The sequence below is a fragment of the Aeromonas sp. BIGb0405 genome (assembly GCF_024807335.1).
GTDB classification, from domain to species: Bacteria; Pseudomonadota; Gammaproteobacteria; order Enterobacterales; family Aeromonadaceae; genus Aeromonas; species Aeromonas rivuli.
Genome location: NZ_JANUEP010000003.1, coordinates 349299 through 367466 on the forward strand (window position 1 = coordinate 349299; position 18168 = coordinate 367466).

Sequence of the window (18168 nt, forward strand, 5' to 3'; positions counted from 1 at the left end):
CCGAGTTCGGGATTTGCATGATACTCATCTGACCGTAAATGGCGGCGGCACCCTGTCGGCGCCCACGCTGAATATGAGGAGGATGATATGCAAGGCAGCTGTCTGTGTGGCGGGATCGTCGTGTCAAGCGAGCAGCATAAAGAGGTCAGCCTGTGCCACTGCGCCATGTGTCGGCGCTGGTCAGGGGGGCCCATGTTCGCGGTACATGGCGGCACTGGCGTCATATTCAAGGGGTTGACTCCCGTCGCTTACCGCTCCTCCGAGTGGGCGGAGCGCGGCTTCTGCCCGACCTGTGGCACCCATCTTTTCTATCACCTGTTGCCAACGGATGAGTACATTCTCCCCGCTGGCCTGTTCCAGGAGGAAAGGTTCGAGCTTGCCAGCCAGATCTTCATCGACGAGAAGCCGGACTTCTACACACTGAAGAACGAGACGCCAACCCTGACCGGGCAAGAGGTGTTCGAGCAGTTTGCCCCGAAACCCTGAGTCCACCATCGGCCGTGCCTGCCCGGACTGGCAGGCCATCAAGGAGCATGACATGGATGAACAGCAGAAGGTAAAGGGGCCTGCCTCCTATTTCCCGGCCATCGAGCAGAAATATGGCCAACCGGTCGCGCACTGGTTGGCCCTGTTGGCAGGTCAGGAGCACAAGAAACACATGGCGCTGGTGACCTGGCTCAAGACAGAGCACGGCATGGGCCATGGCCATGCCAACGCCCTGGTGGCCCACTATCTGGCACAGGGGTAGAGCGCCCCTGTCTCTGTTAGGGGCCGTCACTCAGGGTTGGGCGGGGGTCCCCGTCTCATCACTCTCCTGCGCCCCCCGACGTCATCAGGCATCGGGGGCGTTTTTTATCCAAAGCCGCAGGTCGCAGCTGGACGTCTGTTGTTCAACGAGGGCAGAGCAGGGGAAACAGGCCGGGTTTGGGATGGGGCAAGCGCCCCGAGCCGTCGAGTGGCTTGCAAAGGACGGCGGGCTTTTGGGTTACTCTTCGATGTCCAGCAGCACCAGGATGGCGCTGTCGCCGCCCCATTCGCGGGGAGCCTGATGGAAGGCCTGCACATGGGGATGCTGGGCCAGCCAGTTCGGGATCCGCTGTTTGAGAATGTGTTTGCCGATGCCGTGCATGACGGAGGCGACATGAATATTCTCTTTTTGGCAGAGGCTGAGCAGGGCGGCGAGCTCCTGCTTGGCCTGATTCTGATTCATGCCATGCAGATCCAGGTAGATCTCCGGCGGATAGAGGCCGCGCTTGAGCTTTTTCAGCTCAAATTTTGACACATCTTCACGCACATATCGGGTCGGCCCCTCTTCGTCCAGATGGGGCTGATATTCATCGCTGAAAAAGTGGCCAACCCCAAGCATTTCGCGGCTCTCACGCATTTCGCGTTTCTGCTTGACCGGGCGCAACTCGGCCCTTAAGGTATCTTGCTTGATTTTCCGGGTACCTTTTATCGCATCGCGGAACAGCTGGCTTTCATCGCTTGTCAGTGAAGGCGTTTTTTTCATCAGGTACTCGTCTTGCTCGCTATATAAGAATGCTCGGGCCGGATATTACTCGACTTGGAGGTGGATTTGGACAAGATATTTATCGACGAGGTGGTTGCCGAAATGCACACCATCCAGGACATGTTGCGCTGGGCCATGAGTCGTTTCAACGACGCCGGTATCTTTTACGGCCACGGCACGGACAACGCCTGGGATGAGGCCGTGCAGCTGGTACTGCCTGCGTTGCATCTGCCGCCGGATGTGGACTCGGGCATGCGCCACTCCCGTCTGACCCCGACCGAGCGCCATCGTATTGCCGAGCTCATCATCCGCCGGGTGCAGGAGCGGGTCCCTGCGGCCTACCTGACCAACAAGGCCTGGTATGCGGGTTGGGAGTTCTACGTGGACGAGCGGGTGCTGATCCCGCGCTCCCCCATCTCCGAGCTGGTGGCCAATCGCTTCGAGCCCTTCTTGAAAGAAGAGCCGACCCGGATCATGGACTTGTGCACCGGCTCGGGTTGCATCGCCATCATCATGGCCCACGAGTTCCCCCATGCGGAAGTGGACGCCATCGACATCAGCGTCGACGCCCTCAACGTGGCCGAGCGCAATATCGCCGATCATGGCCTCGAGCAGCAGGTCATCCCGATCCGCTCCGACCTGTTCCGGGACTTGCCGGCCGGTGACAAGTACGATCTCATCGTCTCCAACCCGCCTTATGTGGACTCCGAAGACATGTCGGACTTGCCTGACGAGTTCCGTCATGAGCCCGAGTTGGCGCTGGCCTCCGGCTCCGATGGCCTCAAGCTGACCAAGCGTCTGCTGGCCCATGCCGCCGATTTCCTCAAAGACAATGGCGTGCTGGTGGTCGAGGTGGGCAACAGCATGATCCACCTGGAGACCCAGTTCCCCGAGGTGCCCTTTACCTGGGTCGAGTTCGAGAATGGCGGCCATGGCGTCTTCGTGATGACCAAGGCTGAACTTGAGCAATATCAGCCTCATTTCGCGATTTACAAGAACTAAGGAGCACAGATGGCAGGGAACAGTTTTGGCCAACTCTTTCGGGTCTCCACCTTCGGTGAGAGCCATGGCCCGGCGCTGGGCGCCGTGGTTGATGGCTGTCCGCCCGGGCTTGAGATAAGCGAAGCGGATCTGCAAGTCGATCTGGACAGGCGCAAGCCTGGCACCTCCCGCTACACCACTCAGCGCCGCGAAGCGGACGAGGTGAAGATCCTCGCCGGGGTGTTCGAGGGCAAGACCACGGGGACCTCCATTGGACTGCTGATCGAGAACACCGATCAGCGCTCCAAGGATTACTCGGATATCCAGGACCTGTTCCGCCCGGGTCATGCCGATTACACCTATCACCAGAAGTTCGGCCAGCGCGACTATCGTGGCGGCGGCCGCTCCTCGGCCCGGGAGACCGCGATGCGGGTCGCGGCGGGGGCCATTGCCAAGAAGTACCTCAAGCAGATCCATGGTATCGAGATCGTCGGCTTTCTCTCCCAGCTTGGCCCCATCAAGGCCGAGGCCTTCGATCGGGAACAGATAGAGCAGAACCCCTTCTTCTTCCCCGATGCGGGCAAGCTTGAGGCCCTCGATGAGTACATGCGAGCCCTGAAAAAAGAGGGCAACAGCATAGGCGCCAAGGTACAGGTGATGGCGATCAATGTGCCGGTGGGCCTCGGCGAGCCGGTGTTCGACCGGCTCGACGCCGACATCGCCCATGCCATGATGGGCATCAATGCGGTGAAAGGTGTGGAGATCGGTGACGGTTTCGCGGTGGTGGAGCAAAAAGGCTCCGAGCATCGTGACGAGATGACCCCGGCCGGCTTTGCCAGCAACCATGCCGGTGGCATCCTCGGCGGTATCTCGTCCGGTCAGGATATTGTGGTGAGCATGGCGCTCAAACCCACCTCCAGCATCACTGTGCCGGGCAAGACCATCAATACCCGGGGTGAAGCGACCGAGATGATCACCAAGGGTCGCCACGATCCCTGTGTCGGCATCCGCGCCGTGCCCATCGCTGAGGCCATGCTGGCCCTGGTGTTGATGGATCACCTGCTGCGCCACCGTGCCCAGAATGCCGGTGTCCATACCGCGACCCCGCAACTGCGCTGACGGTGGTTGCCCCATGATCTGAAACAGGCAGCCTTGGCTGCCTGTTTTGTTGGGGGTTGACTCAGGTTGGCCGGGATGCCGCTGATGTGCATCCCCCAGGCGCGTGCCACGGGCTGCTGGGCAGAGATCAGAAGGGCAGGGCAGTCGATTCTATTTGCCTCGTTTTTTAATCATGTTGCGATAGTTGTCACATTTCTCTCGTCTCGGGACGCCAACTCCGCTAGACTGCGGCCTCTATTCTTTCCCCTTTGCTCTGCTCCCCGGGGAAAATCGTTGTTTTCTCAATAGGCCCAGTTCTTGTGAGATGGCATCGGCTCGGCAGAGGAGCCCCACCACAAATCCCCGGCGCCCCAAATCCCTAGCAGGTAACTATGAGTTTTACTTCCCTCGGTCTGGCCGAGCCTTTGCTCCGTGCCGTCGCCGAACAAGGCTACGACACTCCGTCCCCCATTCAGCTGCAAGCGATCCCGGCCGTACTGGCTGGCCGTGACCTGATGGCGGCGGCCCAAACCGGGACCGGCAAGACCGCAGGCTTTACCCTGCCGATGCTGCAACGTCTGACCGAGAGCAAGCGCAAAGTGTCGCCGAACCGGATCCGCGCCCTGGTGCTGACCCCGACTCGCGAGCTGGCCGCCCAGGTGGGCGAGAGCGTGCGCAACTACGGCAAACACCTGCCGATCCGCAGTCACGTGGTATTCGGTGGCGTCAGCATCAACCCGCAGATGATGGCGACTCGCCGTGGTCTGGACGTGCTGGTGGCCTGCCCGGGTCGCCTGATGGATCTCTACAACCAGGGCGCCGTGAAGTTCGACGAAGTCGAGATCCTGGTGCTGGACGAAGCGGATCGCATGCTCGACATGGGCTTCATCCGCGACATCCGCAAGATCCTGGCCCTGATGCCCAAGCAGCGTCAGAACCTGCTGTTCTCCGCGACCTTCGCCGAAGAGATCCGCGAGCTGGCCACCGGCCTGCTCAACAACCCGGCCGTGATCGAAGTGGCCCCGCGCAACAGCACCGCCGAGCGCATCGAGCAGCTGGTTCACCCCTGCGACAAGGCCAACAAGATTGGTCTGCTGAGCCACCTGGTGACCAGCAACGATTGGCAGCAGGTACTGGTGTTCACCCGTACCAAGCACATGGCCAACCGTGTCGCCGAGACCCTGGACAAGAACGGCGTCAGCGCCGCCGCCATCCACGGTAACAAGAGCCAGGGCGCCCGTACCCGTGCCCTGGCCGGTTTCAAGGATGGCAACGTCAAGGTGCTGGTCGCCACCGACATCGCCGCCCGTGGTCTGGACATCGACAAGTTGCCGCAAGTGGTCAACTTCGAGCTGCCCAACGTTGCGGAAGACTATGTGCACCGTATCGGCCGTACTGGCCGTGCCGGCGCCACCGGTCATGCCATCTCCCTGGTTGCCGCCGATGAAGGCAAGCTGATCAAGGCCATCGAGCGCCTGACCAAGCAGAACATTCCCTGCGAGCAGGTTGCCGGTTTCGAAGCGTCCCGCGAGACCCTCGACAACATCGCCCGTGGTATCGGTGCGCCCCTGCGCAAAGAGCCGCGGGATCCGAGCGAAGAGCGCCGTGCGCCGCGCCCGCAGCAGCGCCAAGGCGCTGGCCGTTCCGGCAATGGCGGTGGTCGCTCCGGCGGTGCCAGCAATGGTGGTCAGCGTTCCGGTAACGGTCCTCGCCCCGAAGGCGCGGGTGCTGGCAAGCCAGCCCAGGCTCGTCGCCCCCGTCGCTCCAGCCACAACCAGTAAGCAGGCGAGGGGACTCCCTCACCGCTCACTGCGCTGTCGCGTGATATAAAAAAGCCCCGCCAATCTGGCGGGGCTTTTTGCATTGGGCAGGGTTACTCACTCCCCATAGAGCTTGATCTCCAGCACGTTGGCGATGGCGTTGCCGTTCCAGTGGTACTCCAGATGCTGGGCCTGGTGGATCCTGGTGACCAGGCAGGGGCGATAGAGCACATGGCAGTGGTGGCCGCTGTGACGCACCGAGCGATAGTGAATGCCGTCCATGGCCTTGCCCTTTTGCATCTTGGCAAAGGCCTGGGAGTGGCTGTAGTCGGTGGCGTGATAGAGGGGGGTGGAGAGAAAATCCTCCCCGCTGATGTCGGCAAGATTGGCGCAAAATTCGGTATGGAGCACCCGCATCTGCACCTTCTGGGCGGGCTCCTTGGTGTAACCGAAGATCCGCTCCTGGTGATAGACGGTCTCCTTGACGGCGGTGTCGAGCAGGGGGGCGCAGTAATAGCCCCCGAAATCACCGGTGGTGAAGCGGGCCCCTTCCGGATTGAGATGGGTAAAGGCGGCCATCACATAGCTGCCCCCATGCAGGCCGACCAGCCAATCCTCCTTCGCAACCCGAGCCAGGTCGCCCGCCTCTTCCCGCAGGCGATCGTTGGTGAGCGCCTCAATGGCCCAGACGGCCTCTAGCTCGTCGGCGTTGGCCACATCTTCATAGATGCAGATGGTGGGATAGCGACTCGGAATGATCCGGTATGCCTGCTGCCCCTTGAACGCAATCAATGGCGCTTCCATCAGGCCATGCCCCCACGCCAGGCGTGCAAGCGGGTGGCGACTTCATACAAGTCTGCCACGCGACCCCCTTTCATGATGTCCATGGCGCTGCGCCCGGCAAAGAAGGGGTGGCTGCTGGGCTTGCGCACCCAGCCGTAAATACTGTCATCGACGCTGAACAGCACCCGCAGGCTCTTGTGGATGTTGAGGATGTAGCTCATCCGCTCCTGCATATCCACACTCAGGCGGATACCGCCGCTCGACTCTTTGTATTTGTTCAATGTTGAACGGGATGAGATGCCCAGCAGTTTCAGCTGCTCATCGGTCGTGCACTGCCATTTATCCAGGATGCGAAAGACCACGGGCAGCGCCTTGCTAGGGTCAATGGCACTATCGTTCAGGGTTTGTTGGGCGGCTTGGGTCATATCTCCTCCTTGCTGCACCCCCTTTCAAAGGGTCTGGTGCGCACTGTTCTCAGTGTAGGAGGGTTGTGCGGTAATGTACACATATGTACATATATACCAGATTAAAACACTTATGTTGTCAGCGTGGTTGGATGGCAGACCCGTCGCGGGGCGAGCAGGGGTTGTCTGTCGGCTATCTCCGTTGATGAAAAAGCCCCGCCAACGGGGTTGGCGGGGCTTTCGGCAGTTCATCACGGAGAGGGCTTAGAGGGCGGGTAACAGTCCCAAACTGACGCTCAACTGCACCCCGACGATCAATACCCCCATGGCACCGGCAACACCGAGGGCCAGCACGCCGCCCGGCGCGCGGTAGTGGTGCGGCTCAGCTTGCTTGCGGCTCTGCCACACCAGGGCTACCGGCAGCAGTACCGCCAGTATGGCCAGGGCGATGGCGGCGTAACCCAGGGCCATGATGAAGCCTTGCGGGAAGTAGAGGGCAAACAACAGGGGCGGCACGAAGGTGATGAGCCCGGTCTGCAGACGGCCGCTGGCGTTGTCGTCGCGTTTGCTCACCTTGGCCATGAAGTCAAACAGCCCCAGGGTCACCCCGAGGAAAGAGGTGGCCAGGGCCAGGTCCGCAAACAGGTGCATGGCCTGGTTGAACAGGGGCCAGTTGACCAGCTTGCCGACGCTGGCCAGCAGGCTGTCCAGGGCGCCGCCACTGTCGAGCAGGCTCTGTTGGCCGAGCAGCCCCAGGATGGCAACTTGCCACAAGACATAGAGGATCAGCGGCAAGGCAGAGCCCCACACGAACACCCGGCGCAGCCGCTTGGGGCAATCCCCCAGGTAGAGCATGACGCTCGGGATGGAGCCGTGGAAGCCAAATGAGGTGAAGATGACCGGCAAGCCCGCCAGCAGCAGCCCCTGACCCAGCGGCATGGAGAGCAGGTGTTGCCCTTCGGCGCGGGGCAGCAGCAGGGCCAGCACGGCCACCATGATCACCAGTTTCACGGTGAACATCAGTCGATTGAGGTAATCCACCTGCTTGGTGCCGACGCAGACCATGCCGCCAAACAGCAGGGTGAAGGCCCAGGCGGCCTGACCCTGACTGAGGGAGAGTCCGGCATCGGCCAGTGCCTGCACCAGCAGGCTGCTGCCACCGCTGATATAGGCGGAGGCCAGGGAGTAGAACAGCATCAGGATGCAGAAGGAGGCGATGCGCTTGCCCCAGGGGCCGAGCAGCTGATCCGCCAGCTGATGAAGGTACCACTTGCCGGTGCTGAGGCTGGCTTCGACTTGCAGCATGGCGGTGAAGGCCATCAGCGCCCAGAGCCCCAGCATCAGTGCCAGGGTGGCGGGGCCGCCCAGGGAAGAAGAGGCCAGGGGCAGCGCCAGCATGCCGGCGCCTATGGTGGTACCGGCGATGAGCAGGGTACATCCGAGAGTCTTGGTATTCATGAGTCCAATCCGATATTGAGGATAACAAGGCCGCGCGGGCGGCTAGGGCATAACGGGGCAGTGCGCCTTCGGGTCCGATCCGAAGGCTAGCAATATCGCAGCAGACGCATCTGTACTCAAAACCTGTCGTTTGTAAAAAGAGATTGCCAAGCTAACGGATCAAAATGGGGGAAACAAGCCCGCCATAGCTGGATAAGTGATTTTCTTGCGCTGGATCTGGCAATAAATGCTGACAGTGATGAGTAGGGTGGTGAATTAGTCGGCGGCAATGGGGCCGTTGTCAGCACGGGGAGGGTATGAGCTGCACTGATCAGTTGGCACCGCCATGGGGCCCTGCTGCCCGGGACAGAGCGTGGTCCTGATCACCAGAGAGCAAACCCGGCTGGCGCTGGGGTTTGCTCAAGAGGGAGGGATCAGCGCCGCCGTTTCAGGCTGCGGGCGATATGGTGCAGGCCGCAGCGGTACTCCCCTGTGATGGCCTGGAAGGCGAGATCCAGGGCCAGGCCCGCCAGCTCGTCATGGCGCTGGGGCAGGGAGTTGATGCCGAAGGGGAGAAAATCGAGCAGGCGATCATCGCCGAAAGTGGCCATGGCCAGTTGGCTCATGTCCGCCTCTTGCTCTATCAGGTAATCGAGCACCCCTTCCATCAGGATGTAGGAGGTGGTCACCAGGGCCGGGGGCAGGGCGCCCAGCTTATGATGCAGGGCGCTGATCAGCCGATAGCCTTCGGCGCGGGAGAAATGCTGCCCCTCGCACAGATGACGCTCGGCGTTGCACCCCTCCAGGGCTTGCAAGAAGCCGAGCCGCCGCTCCTGGCTGATCGTCAACCCTGGCAGTGCAGTGATCAAGGCGATATGGGCGAGCCCCGGGTGCAGCAGGGAGGCGGTCAGCTCCTCGCATGCCTTGCGGTTCTCGCTGGCGACGCTGATGAAGCGCCCCGGCGCCATGGTCCGGTCGATGGCGATGATCTGGGTGCCGCTCGCCTGCTTGGTCTGATACCAGGGATCGTCCGGTGACAGGCAGCTCGCCACCAGCAAGGCATCCACATGACGGCTGATCAGCATGTCGCACAACGCCTTTTCGGTGTCGGGCTCATCTTCCGAACAGACGATAAGCAATTGGTAACCCCGGGCGCGGGCGCCCTGCTCGAGCCGCTTGGCCAGCTTGGCATAACTGGCGTTCTCCAGATCCGGCAGGATGAAACCCAGGGTGCGGGTCTGGCCGCCGCGCAAGGAGGCGGCGCGGCTGTCGGGTCGATAGTTATGGGCCTCGACCACGGCCATCACCTTGTCACGGGTCGCCTGACTGATACGGTGTTGATCGGCCTTGCCGTTGATCACATAGCTGGCCGTGGTGCGCGAGACACCGGCGAGGGCGGCCACTTCATCCAGTTTCATCTTGTTGGCCCTGTCTTGTTTGGCTCTCTCTGGCAACAATATCCCGCCCTCCTTACCCTGTTCCGACCCGAAAAGTGTGCGCCGGATCATATCATTGAACAAGGTGAAGTGCGGGGACTTGATCAAATAGCTGAAACGATTCAGTCTGAGTGTAAGTGAAACGATTCAGCTTGTCAGTAAGCAAAGGCAAACAGAGGACAAATCCACCAGTGGGATGCGATCCGGTCTATTGTGAGCAGGGCAAGCAGGGTCAACCGACCCTTATCACAGAGCCTTATCATTGAGCGCAATCCAGGTGGCCGCCTCGGCCGCCTCAGCGGATGGAGAGAGAGTATGTTGAAGTTGGCGCAAGAGCAGATCCTGTTGAACCAGACCGCCGCTAGCAAGGAGGAGGCCATCGCGCTGCTGGCCGAGCGACTGACCCAGGCCGGTCTGGTCGAGGCGGGCTACGTGGCCGGCATGCTGGCCCGTGAAGCCCAGCACGCCACCTACCTTGGCAGCGGCATCGCCATTCCCCACGGCACCACAGAGACGCGACATTTGGTGAAGCAGACCGGGGTCATGGTGGCCCAGTTCCCGGCAGGCATTGAATGGGATCAGGGCCAGGTCGCCTATGTGGCCATTGGCATCGCCGCCAAGTCCGATGAGCACCTCGGCATCTTGCGCCAGCTTACCCATGTACTGGGGGACGAGCAGGCCGCCCTGGCCCTCAAAGATGCCAAGGATGCCGCCACCATCATCGACATACTGACGGGGGCGAGCGCAGCGGCCGAGGTGCAATTCCTGACCCTCGCCGATTTCCCTGCCGATGATGCCGACCAGCTGCTGCTGGGCGCCGCCGCCCGCGCCAAGTCCGCCGGTTGGGGTGGCGCCGAGATGGTGACGGCTCTGATGGCGAGCCAGCCAAGGGCCCTGGGGCAAGGGATCTGGCTGGCGAGTGCCAGGGCGCAGCTGTCTGGCTGGGTGCTGGCCACGCCGAGTCATGCTATCAGCCATCAGGATGCACAAGTGAAAGCCCTGCTGCTGCTGTGCGGCAAGGATGAGTCTCACCTGACCCAGCTCGACAACCTGGCGGCCCTGGCCGCGGCCGGTCAACTCGATGCCCTGGCGGGAAGCGAAGGGCTGGCGCTGCTGCAAAACGGGCCAGCCAAGGGATTGGCAGACACCTTCACCATCATCAACCCCCATGGCCTCCATGCTCGTCCCGGCGCCATGCTGGTCAAGGTCGCCAAGGAGTATGGTGCCGATATCCGGGTCGCCAACCTGGATGGCAGCGGTGAGGCCGTGTCCGCCAAGAGCCTGATGAAAGTGATCGGTCTGGGGGTGAAGTGCGGCCACCGACTCGAGTTTCGCGCCGAAGGGGCTGACGCCGAAGCGGCCCTGCGTGGCATCGGCGAGGCGATCAAGGCAGGGCTGGGGGAGGGGGCGCACTGATGAACATCGTCACCATCACCCTCAATCCGGCGCTGGATCTCACCGCCTCCCTCGACCAGCTGCAGGCCGGCGAAGTGAATCTGGTGCGTGACGCCTCCCTGCGTGCGGCAGGCAAGGGCATCAACGTCGCCATGGTGCTCAAGGATCTGGGCCGCGAGGTGGCCCTCACCGGCTGGCTCGGCGCCGATAATCAGCAAGCCTTCGTCGACCTGTTTGCCCAGAAGGGGCTGGAGGATCATTTCGTGCGGGTCCCGGGCAGCACCCGCATCAACGTCAAGGTCTCCGAGCGATCGGGTCGGGTCACGGATCTCAACTTGCCGGGGCTCGATATCGCCCCCGAGGCCATCGCGACCCTCGATCTCCTGCTGGATGAGCTGGCCGAAAAGGCTGACTGGTTTGTGCTGGCGGGCAGTTTGCCCAAGGGCGTCGAGACAGCGCACGTCGCCCACCTCATCACCGCCCTCAAGCTGCGTGGCAAGCGGGTCATCTTTGACTGCAGCGGCGCGGCCCTGAGCGCCGGGATCAGCGCAGGCCCCACCCTGATCAAACCCAATCTGGAAGAGCTCAGTCAGTGGGCGGGCCGGCCCATCCGCACCCTCACTGAGCAGGCCGAGTGCGCCCGCGCCTTGCAGGCGCAAGGGGTGAGCCAGGTGGTGATCTCCAATGGCGCCGAAGGGGTGATCTGGTTTGGCGAAGCTGAAACCTGGCAGGCCAAGCCGCCACGGATGCCGGTGGTCAGCACAGTCGGTGCCGGAGACTCCCTCGTAGCTGGCCTTGCCCATGGTCTGAGCCTGGGCTGGCCCATGGCGCAGACCCTGGGTCTGGCCACCGCCGTCTCGGCCCTGGCGGTGAGCCAGGTTGCGGTCGGTTTTGCGGATCAACAGCAACTGACCCCTCTTCTTGAACAAATAACCATCACGCGACTGGATGACGACACCGCCATGGATAATCGGCAGGCAGCTTCCCAGGACGCGACACACCACACACCCACAGGAGATGCCCAATGAAAGCTATCTTGGTAACGGCCTGCCCGGCGGGCATCGCCACCAGCTTCCTCGTCGCCAAACGACTCACCCAACAAGCAGAACAGGCCGGTTGGACGCTGGTCGGTGACATCCACTCCACCATAGCGGCGCACAGCGCGCCGACGGCGGCCCAGATTGCCGAGGCCGATCTGGTCATCGTCGCGGCCAGCGCACCGGTGGACTTGTCCGCCTATGAGGGCAAGCGACTCTATCGGGCCGAGATGGATGCCGCATTGCAAGATCCCGCCGCCGTGCTGGAGGCTGCCCGCGAGCGTGCCGAGCCCTATCACCATGTGGCGAGTGCAGTGGCTGCGGTTGCGCCTGCGTCAGCCAGCGCGGGCAAACGCATCGTTGCCGTCACCGCCTGCCCGACCGGGGTGGCCCATACCTTTATGTCCGCCGAGGCCCTGGAGAATACCGCCAAACAACTCGGTTATGAGATCCGGGTCGAGACCCAAGGCTCGGTCGGTGCGCAAAATGCCCTGACTGCCGATGAGATAGCCGCCGCCGATCTGGTGTTCCTCGCCACCGACATCGAGGTGGACATGGCCCGCTTCGATGGCAAGCCGCTCTACCACACCAGCACAGGGGCTGCCCTCAAGAAGACCAAAGCTGAGCTGGACAAGGCGTGGACGCAGGCCAAGCCGTATCGCCACAGCGGCGGTGCAGTGGTCAAGAAAGAGGATAAGGCCGGTCCCTACAAGCATCTGCTGACCGGGGTCTCCTTCATGTTGCCCATGGTGGTGGCAGGGGGGCTTATTATCGCCATCTCCTTCATCTTCGGGATTGAAGCGTTCAAGGAGGAGGGCACCCTGGCGGCGGCGCTGATGAAGATAGGCGGCGCCTCGGCCTTTGCCCTGATGATCCCGGTGCTGGCGGGCTATATCGCTTACTCCATCGCCGATCGCCCCGGTCTGGCACCTGGCATGATAGGCGGTATGCTGGCCAGCTCCCTGGGCGCCGGCTTCCTCGGCGGTATCGTCGCCGGTTTCCTGGCCGGTTACTGCGCCAAGTTCCTGAGTGACAAGGTGCGTCTGCCCGTGACTCTGGAGGCGCTCAAACCCATCCTCATCATTCCCCTGGTGGCGAGCCTGTTTACCGGTCTGGTGATGATCTATGTGGTTGGCGGCCCGGTGGCCGACATCATGAATGCCATGACCACCTTCCTCAATAACATGGGCTCGGCCAATGCCGTGCTGCTGGGGGTCATCATAGGTGCCATGATGTGCTTCGACATGGGCGGCCCGGTCAACAAGGCGGCCTACGCCTTCGGGGTCGGCCTGCTGGCCTCCAAGACCTATGCTCCCATGGCGGCGGTGATGGCTGCGGGCATGGTGCCTGCGCTGGGGATGGGGATTGCCACCTTCCTGGCCAGCAAGAAGTTCATCAAGACCGAACAGGAAGCGGGCAAGGCCTCCTTCGTATTGGGGCTGTGCTTCATCTCCGAGGGGGCCATCCCCTTTGCGGCCAAGGATCCGATGCGGGTCATCCCGGCCTGCATGGTGGGCGGTGCCCTGACCGGTGCCCTCTCCATGCTGTTTGCCTGTGAGCTGGTGGCGCCCCACGGTGGCCTGTTCGTGCTCTTCATCCCCAATGCCATCAGCCATGTGTGGCTCTACATTGTGGCCATCACCGCAGGTTCCCTGCTGACCGGGGTGAGTTACGCCATGCTCAAGCGTACCGAGGCACCGGCCAGCTTGGCCACGGCATGATCCCCAGAGCTCGGCCGCACCCGCGGTAACGATGCGTGATAAACAAGGCGGCCCTGGGGCCGCCTTGTTTATTTGAGGGGAGAGAAGCCCTCATGGAGAGCGACGGATGTCGCCACTGCGCAGCAGCCTCGGGTCAGAAGTCCCAGCCTTGTTGCTGCGGCGCTTGCTCTGGCTCCTGGGCTTTGCGCAGGGCGGCCAGGACCCGGGCCTTGCGTGCCCGGCACAGCCGCATCACATCCTGCTGCTGATCCGGACTCATGGTCAGCCAGTTGAAACGCTCTTCCCTGCTGCGAAAGCATCCCTTGCAATAGCCCTTGTTGTTTGCCTGACAGACCCCGATACAGGGGCTCTGCAGGGGGAAGATCTCGAGCTGTTCCATCCATGACCTCGCACACCTTGTCCCTCTGTTATAACCCAAATGATGGGCCTTTGGAAAAATCCCTGTGCGCCGGCAGAGGCGGTGTTTGCTCATTTGGTGAGGGCCAATCGAGGGGGAGATCAAGGAGGCGGCTGTCGTCACCGCCATATGGCCAGGCACTTGCGTACACCCGATCACGCCATCTTGCTGTCACCAGATCATCAGGTCATCCGATTGCCGGGCGCCCTCATTGCACCCAGGCCGTTGGATCAATCGGCGGTATTGTTTAATTTAAGGGGCCAACAGGGCCTTTGTTTTTGTATGATAGCGCCGCCTGCTGATGCGCTGCGGACATGGCAGCGCGGCGGCTGTGGGCGAGAGGTGGAGCCAAGCTGGTATCCGTCGCGGCCTTTGATTGCATTCATCACCATTTTCATGGTGTTAGCGTTTTTCGGTTAGATGAGGATATATGAAAAAACACGCGTACTGGCTGACTGCCGCTGTGGTCGGGTTGGCCGGTTGTGCGGGCAACCCTGAACCTGCCAAGGTGCCCCAGAAGAAGTCCGAAGCCAGATGCTTTCTGAACTGCGAGGTGCCAGAAAATCTGGGCAAGCAGTATCTGGATGGTACCCTGCCAGATGATCTGGTGCGGGTGGATCGCGTCAACAGCCAGCAGGGGTCGGATTTCAGCAAGTTCGGCCCCCAGAGCCGGTTGGTGCTGGAGCGCTCCGGCAAGATGACCCGCCGTTACGGCGAGCTCTATCGCCAGCTCTCCCGCTGGGTCGCGCAGGGTGGCAACCCGGCCCTGATCACCCAGTACGGCATCAGCCTGGCCCAGCTCGGCGGCGCCGATCGACAGGGGAATGTGCTGTTCACCGGCTACTATTCGCCGGTACTGGAAGTGCGCCACCGCCCGGACAGTGAGTTCAAATACCCCATCTACGCCATGCCCAACTGCGCCGGACGCTGCCCGAGCCGGGCCCAGATCCATCAGGGGGCGTTGGCCAACCGTGGGCTGGAGCTGGGCTACAGCAAATCCCTCATCGACAACTTCCTGATGGATGTGCAGGGATCTGGCTTCGTGCACTACGGGGACGATGATCGCCTGCAATATCTGGGCTACAGCGGCAAGAATGGTCACGGCTACGTCAGCATCGGTCGGGTGTTGATCGATCGGGGCGAAGTGCCCAAGGCGCAGATGTCCCTCAAGGCCATCAAAGATTGGGCCAATGCCCAGCCGGAGGCCGGGGTCATGGAGCTGGTGGAGCAGAACCCCTCCTATGTCTTCTTCGAACGGCGCCCCACCAATGATGTGGTCGGGGCGGCAGGCATTCCGCTGTTGCCCATGGCGGCGGTGGCGGCCGACAAGACCCTGCTGCCGATGGGCACGCCCATACTGGCGGAAGTGCCGCTGCTGGATCTTGAGGGCAACTGGACCGGCAAGCATCAGCTGCGCCTGCTGATTGCGCTGGACGTGGGGGGGGCGGTCAAGAAGGGGCACCTGGATCTCTACCATGGCATGGGGGAGAAGGCCGGGGTGGCCGCCGGTCACTACAAACATTTTGGCCGGGTCTGGAAGCTGGGCCTCAGACAGGGGCCCACTGCCGCTCCCTGGCTCTGATCGCGCGGGCATCCTGGCTTGTCGCCAGATGCTGAGTTGAGTCATGCTGAAACCGCCGCATCTCGGCGGTTTTTTTCATCCCATCATTGGCAACAGCGCCCCTCAGGGGTGAGCCTATGATCAAGCCCATCACGGCAGGAGAGCCCTATGCAGAGACGTTGCCACGTGCGAGTGAGCCTCTGGTTGACCATGTCACTGGCGGTGCTGGTAGTCGCCCCGGTACGGGGGGAGGTGAAGGTGATCACCGTCTTTGAACCGGAGGGGTTGATACACACCTTGCGTGAACTCAATCCGAGTCTCGGGGTGAGTGCCATGGGTAACCAGCTGGTGCTCAGCGGCACCCCAGAGCAGCTCGCGGAGGCGGAGCAGCTGGTGGCGCGCCTCAACCAGCCACCGCAGATGCTGCTCATCGAGTGGCGGGTCTCCCAGCAGCGCGATAGTCAGGGGGCGGCCCTGGGGGCCAGACAGGGTCGCAGTGGTGATTGGCAGGGGGGAGGCGCCTTGGAGCAAGGCAGTGAACAGGGCCAGCAAGCCTGGCAGGTTCGCGGCCTGTCGGGGCGACCCGTGCTGTTGCAGATGGGCAGTTATCAGCCGGTCAGCCTCTATCGCTGGCGCGGGGGCAAGGTCACGGTGCTGCTGCCCATCGTCAATGGCCTCTATGCCAGCGCGACCCTGGTCGGTGACAACGTGCTGATCCGGCTCTCCAGCGAGCAGACCAGTTTGCGCCAGGGATTACCGGAGCGGGGACAGAGCGATACGGAGCTGAATGTCGCCCCTGGGCAGTGGGTGGAGGTGGGAGGGTTGGCCAACAGCCAGCAGCGTCAGGGGACGGAGATAGGGACGACCTCGGGGGCCGGGATCCGCCAGGAGCACCAGCAGCAGACCCTCGCCATCCGGGTGACGCCGGTCAACTAGTCTCACCCGCCCGGGCAACCCTATGCTGATCTGTCCTGTCGGGGCTGATCAGGGCGCTGTCCTGACTCGATGGCGCGCTCTCAGTCATTGGCTATATGGGGCTTGTCCGCCGCGTACTCGCGCAGTTGACGACTCTTGAGCAGATACCAGAGGCACCAGAGGCTGGCGATCAGCACCAGGGCGTTGGCCCAGCTAAATTGCCAACCCAGGCTCACCAGGGCATGACATTGGATGATGAGCCCGGTCAGGGCCGAACTGAGCAGCAGGCTGGGACTCAAGCGCCGCAGGCGAGCGCGCCACCCCTGGGGGTTGGCAAAGGTGCCACCACAGGCCAGCAGGGCCAGCAGCGCGGGCAGGTCGGTGAGCAGGCTCACATAGAGACTCCAGCGCTCCGGGTAGAGCAGGGCCAGGATGTCGCTTCCCCCCTGACGGCTGGCGCCGGCCATCACGAACAACCAGACGGAGCGGGTCAGCAGCAGGCTGATGGGCCAGAACCAGAGCGGCGGGCGCAACTGACCGTGATCATCGTAACGGTGTTCGGGATAGAGAGTCATGGAGGAGGAGAAGGCCGCAATGGATAAATGATGCAACAGATATGGGGGCTGAGACCCGCCTTGCAAGAGGAGAAAGTGAAAAAGCCCGGGGGATAGCGGCCAGGGGCGTCCATCAACACCAAGGGGGCCCTGGGCCCCCTCGTACCATAGCGCCCTGTTCGGCGCGCGCTACAGCCAGCCTTTGCGTTTGAAGAAGAGCCCGGTGCCGAGGGACGACATCACCATCAGCACCAGGGACATCTGATAGCCATATTCCCACTGCAGTTCCGGCATGCGGCCGAAGTTCATGCCGTAAATACTGGCGATCAGGGTCGGCGGCAGGAAGATGACCGCGGCAACCGAGAAGATCTTGATCACCTTGTTCTGCTCCAGATTGGTCACCCCCATGGCGGCCTCGAGCTGGAAGTTGATCTTGTCGAACAGGAACTGGGTGTGGGGCAGCAGAGACTCTACGTCGTGCAACATCTCGTCGATCCACTTGTTCTGCTCATTGGTCATCTTCTGGCGCAGACTGCGCTTCAAGAAGCGCAGGGCACGCCGGGTATCGTGCAGGGAGAGGCGGATCTGGCCGTTGGCCTCTTCCTGGGCCATCAGCTCCTTGAGCATGGCGTTGATCTGATCGGGCTCGAAGATCTGATCGGCGGTATTTTCCAGGGTCTTGTAGCCATCTTCGATGAGATCGGAGAGGTATTCGACCTTGAGGTTTTGCACCTCAAGCAGGACATCCAGGGCATCTTCCACCTCCAGTCTGTCCTGGCGCATATAGTGGCGCATCAGCCGTACCAAGCCGATATCGTCCTCGCGGATGCTGATCAGCAGGTTGTTGCGCAGGGTAAAGGAGACATGGACACCCTTGGTGTCACGGCCGATCCGCTGGGGAAACAGGGAGTGGATATGCAAACCATCCGTATCCCAGTAGAAACGAGCAGAAGCCTCGATGTCATCGAGCTCCTCTTTGTCGGGGACCTCTTCCAGAAAGAGTCCCGTCAACCATTCTCGCTCCGCCGCGTCAGGCTTGTAGGCATCGAGCCAGACGGTGTTGTCGGGCAGGATATCGTCAGGGCCGAGCGTGACGATGTCGAGCACCTTGTTATTGAGGATGTAGGCGGTGATCATCTGTCCCCCTTAAAGTCTTGGGTTATCAGGGATGGTTGAACA

The 18168-nt window shown here is 62.0% G+C and carries 18 protein-coding genes; 10 read left to right on the top strand and 8 right to left on the bottom strand.

The annotated features are described in order from the left end of the window. Positions 1 to 87 precede the first annotated feature (87 nt). Positions 88 to 486: a GFA family protein gene (locus M2366_RS09905; protein WP_259236098.1), complete on the top strand. Its 399-nt coding sequence runs from the start codon at positions 88 to 90 to the stop codon at positions 484 to 486. Positions 487 to 538: 52 nt separating this feature from the next. Then, on the top strand, positions 539 to 748 hold the full coding sequence (locus M2366_RS09910; RefSeq protein WP_310508868.1) for a DUF4287 domain-containing protein: 210 nt from the start codon (positions 539 to 541) through the stop codon (positions 746 to 748). Between the two features lie 237 nt (positions 749 to 985). Here the strand turns inward: M2366_RS09910 and smrB are convergent, their stop codons facing one another. Beyond that, positions 986 to 1510 (bottom strand): endonuclease SmrB, encoded by a 525-nt coding sequence (smrB, locus tag M2366_RS09915; protein WP_259269605.1) that lies wholly within the window; start codon positions 1508 to 1510, stop codon positions 986 to 988. Positions 1511 to 1576: 66 nt separating this feature from the next. On the opposite strand from smrB, the gene prmB reads away from it, so the two are divergent. The 3 genes from prmB (at position 1577) to M2366_RS09930 (ending at position 5370) form a co-directional block, all read left to right on the top strand. Beyond that, positions 1577 to 2512, top strand: coding sequence for a 50S ribosomal protein L3 N(5)-glutamine methyltransferase (gene prmB / locus M2366_RS09920; protein ID WP_042043271.1), 936 nt, complete (start codon positions 1577 to 1579; stop codon positions 2510 to 2512). A 9-nt stretch (positions 2513 to 2521) separates the two neighbouring features. After that, a complete protein-coding gene (gene aroC, locus M2366_RS09925) occupies positions 2522 to 3610 on the top strand; it encodes a chorismate synthase (RefSeq protein WP_042043237.1) in 1089 nt (362 codons plus the stop codon). Positions 3611 to 3981: 371 nt separating this feature from the next. After that, positions 3982 to 5370: a DEAD/DEAH box helicase gene (locus tag M2366_RS09930; protein ID WP_042043238.1), complete on the top strand. Its 1389-nt coding sequence runs from the start codon at positions 3982 to 3984 to the stop codon at positions 5368 to 5370. Positions 5371 to 5466: 96 nt separating this feature from the next. Here M2366_RS09930 and M2366_RS09935 read toward each other — a convergent pair whose 3' ends face one another. The 4 genes from M2366_RS09935 to cra all read right to left on the bottom strand — a co-directional run bounded on the left by M2366_RS09935 (position 5467) and on the right by cra (position 9391). Continuing rightward, entirely contained in the window at positions 5467 to 6156 is a 690-nt protein-coding gene (locus M2366_RS09935; RefSeq protein ID WP_259269740.1) for an RES family NAD+ phosphorylase, read from the bottom strand. Beyond that, on the bottom strand, positions 6153 to 6557 hold the full coding sequence (locus tag M2366_RS09940) for an MbcA/ParS/Xre antitoxin family protein (protein ID WP_259236102.1): 405 nt from the start codon (positions 6555 to 6557) through the stop codon (positions 6153 to 6155). Before M2366_RS09940 ends, M2366_RS09935 begins: the two co-directional genes overlap by 4 nt. Before the next feature lie 243 nt (positions 6558 to 6800). Beyond that, a complete protein-coding gene (locus M2366_RS09945) occupies positions 6801 to 7994 on the bottom strand; it encodes an aromatic amino acid transport family protein (protein ID WP_259269606.1) in 1194 nt (397 codons plus the stop codon). 413 nt (positions 7995 to 8407) lie between these two features. Next, complete coding sequence (cra, locus tag M2366_RS09950) at positions 8408 to 9391, bottom strand: catabolite repressor/activator (protein ID WP_042043275.1); 984 nt, start codon at positions 9389 to 9391, stop codon at positions 8408 to 8410. 333 nt (positions 9392 to 9724) lie between these two features. Between cra and fruB the strand changes: the two genes are divergently transcribed. Genes fruB through fruA form a run of 3 tightly spaced genes read left to right on the top strand, consistent with a single transcriptional unit; the run spans position 9725 to position 13562 of the window. After that, positions 9725 to 10825 (top strand): fused PTS fructose transporter subunit IIA/HPr protein, encoded by a 1101-nt coding sequence (fruB, locus tag M2366_RS09955; RefSeq protein WP_259269607.1) that lies wholly within the window; start codon positions 9725 to 9727, stop codon positions 10823 to 10825. Beyond that, entirely contained in the window at positions 10825 to 11832 is a 1008-nt protein-coding gene (pfkB, locus tag M2366_RS09960) for a 1-phosphofructokinase (RefSeq protein WP_259269608.1), read from the top strand. The genes fruB and pfkB overlap by 1 nt, the downstream gene beginning before the upstream one ends. After that, entirely contained in the window at positions 11829 to 13562 is a 1734-nt protein-coding gene (fruA, locus tag M2366_RS09965) for a PTS fructose transporter subunit IIBC (RefSeq protein ID WP_259269609.1), read from the top strand. Before pfkB ends, fruA begins: the two co-directional genes overlap by 4 nt. A gap of 133 nt (positions 13563 to 13695) precedes the next feature. Here the strand turns inward: fruA and M2366_RS09970 are convergent, their stop codons facing one another. After that, positions 13696 to 13941, bottom strand: coding sequence for a DUF1289 domain-containing protein (locus M2366_RS09970; protein ID WP_042043252.1), 246 nt, complete (start codon positions 13939 to 13941; stop codon positions 13696 to 13698). A 448-nt stretch (positions 13942 to 14389) separates the two neighbouring features. Here M2366_RS09970 and mltA point away from each other — a divergent pair, with 448 nt between their 5' ends. Further along, positions 14390 to 15541, top strand: coding sequence for a murein transglycosylase A (gene mltA / locus M2366_RS09975; protein ID WP_259269610.1), 1152 nt, complete (start codon positions 14390 to 14392; stop codon positions 15539 to 15541). Positions 15542 to 15688: 147 nt separating this feature from the next. After that, entirely contained in the window at positions 15689 to 16456 is a 768-nt protein-coding gene (locus M2366_RS09980) for a hypothetical protein (RefSeq protein WP_259269611.1), read from the top strand. Between the two features lie 80 nt (positions 16457 to 16536). On the opposite strand, the gene M2366_RS09985 is transcribed toward M2366_RS09980, so the two are convergent. Together M2366_RS09985 and corA are read right to left on the bottom strand one after the other, a co-directional pair. After that, positions 16537 to 17010, bottom strand: a complete 474-nt coding sequence (locus tag M2366_RS09985) for a DUF2919 domain-containing protein (protein ID WP_042043278.1) — start codon at positions 17008 to 17010, stop codon at positions 16537 to 16539. Positions 17011 to 17178: 168 nt separating this feature from the next. Further along, entirely contained in the window at positions 17179 to 18126 is a 948-nt protein-coding gene (gene corA / locus M2366_RS09990; protein ID WP_042043254.1) for a magnesium/cobalt transporter CorA, read from the bottom strand. Between the last annotated feature and the right edge of the window lie 42 nt (positions 18127 to 18168).

What these genes read in the sequence shown, in the direction of transcription:
- aroC (WP_042043237.1), top strand. Translation starts at nt 2,522, where the DNA reads ATGGCAGGGAACAGTTTTGGCCAACTCTTTCGGGTCTCCACCTTCGGT.
- corA (WP_042043254.1), bottom strand. Translation starts at nt 18,126, where the DNA reads ATGATCACCGCCTACATCCTCAATAACAAGGTGCTCGACATCGTCACG.
- cra (WP_042043275.1), bottom strand. Translation starts at nt 9,391, where the DNA reads ATGAAACTGGATGAAGTGGCCGCCCTCGCCGGTGTCTCGCGCACCACG.
- fruA (WP_259269609.1), top strand. Translation starts at nt 11,829, where the DNA reads ATGAAAGCTATCTTGGTAACGGCCTGCCCGGCGGGCATCGCCACCAGC.
- M2366_RS09945 (WP_259269606.1), bottom strand. Translation starts at nt 7,994, where the DNA reads ATGAATACCAAGACTCTCGGATGTACCCTGCTCATCGCCGGTACCACC.
- M2366_RS09905 (WP_259236098.1), top strand. Translation starts at nt 88, where the DNA reads ATGCAAGGCAGCTGTCTGTGTGGCGGGATCGTCGTGTCAAGCGAGCAG.
- M2366_RS09930 (WP_042043238.1), top strand. Translation starts at nt 3,982, where the DNA reads ATGAGTTTTACTTCCCTCGGTCTGGCCGAGCCTTTGCTCCGTGCCGTC.
- M2366_RS09940 (WP_259236102.1), bottom strand. Translation starts at nt 6,557, where the DNA reads ATGACCCAAGCCGCCCAACAAACCCTGAACGATAGTGCCATTGACCCT.
- M2366_RS09910 (WP_310508868.1), top strand. Translation starts at nt 539, where the DNA reads ATGGATGAACAGCAGAAGGTAAAGGGGCCTGCCTCCTATTTCCCGGCC.
- mltA (WP_259269610.1), top strand. Translation starts at nt 14,390, where the DNA reads ATGAAAAAACACGCGTACTGGCTGACTGCCGCTGTGGTCGGGTTGGCC.
- smrB (WP_259269605.1), bottom strand. Translation starts at nt 1,510, where the DNA reads ATGAAAAAAACGCCTTCACTGACAAGCGATGAAAGCCAGCTGTTCCGC.
- M2366_RS09985 (WP_042043278.1), bottom strand. Translation starts at nt 17,010, where the DNA reads ATGACTCTCTATCCCGAACACCGTTACGATGATCACGGTCAGTTGCGC.
- fruB (WP_259269607.1), top strand. Translation starts at nt 9,725, where the DNA reads ATGTTGAAGTTGGCGCAAGAGCAGATCCTGTTGAACCAGACCGCCGCT.
- M2366_RS09980 (WP_259269611.1), top strand. Translation starts at nt 15,689, where the DNA reads ATGCAGAGACGTTGCCACGTGCGAGTGAGCCTCTGGTTGACCATGTCA.
- M2366_RS09970 (WP_042043252.1), bottom strand. Translation starts at nt 13,941, where the DNA reads ATGGAACAGCTCGAGATCTTCCCCCTGCAGAGCCCCTGTATCGGGGTC.
- pfkB (WP_259269608.1), top strand. Translation starts at nt 10,825, where the DNA reads ATGAACATCGTCACCATCACCCTCAATCCGGCGCTGGATCTCACCGCC.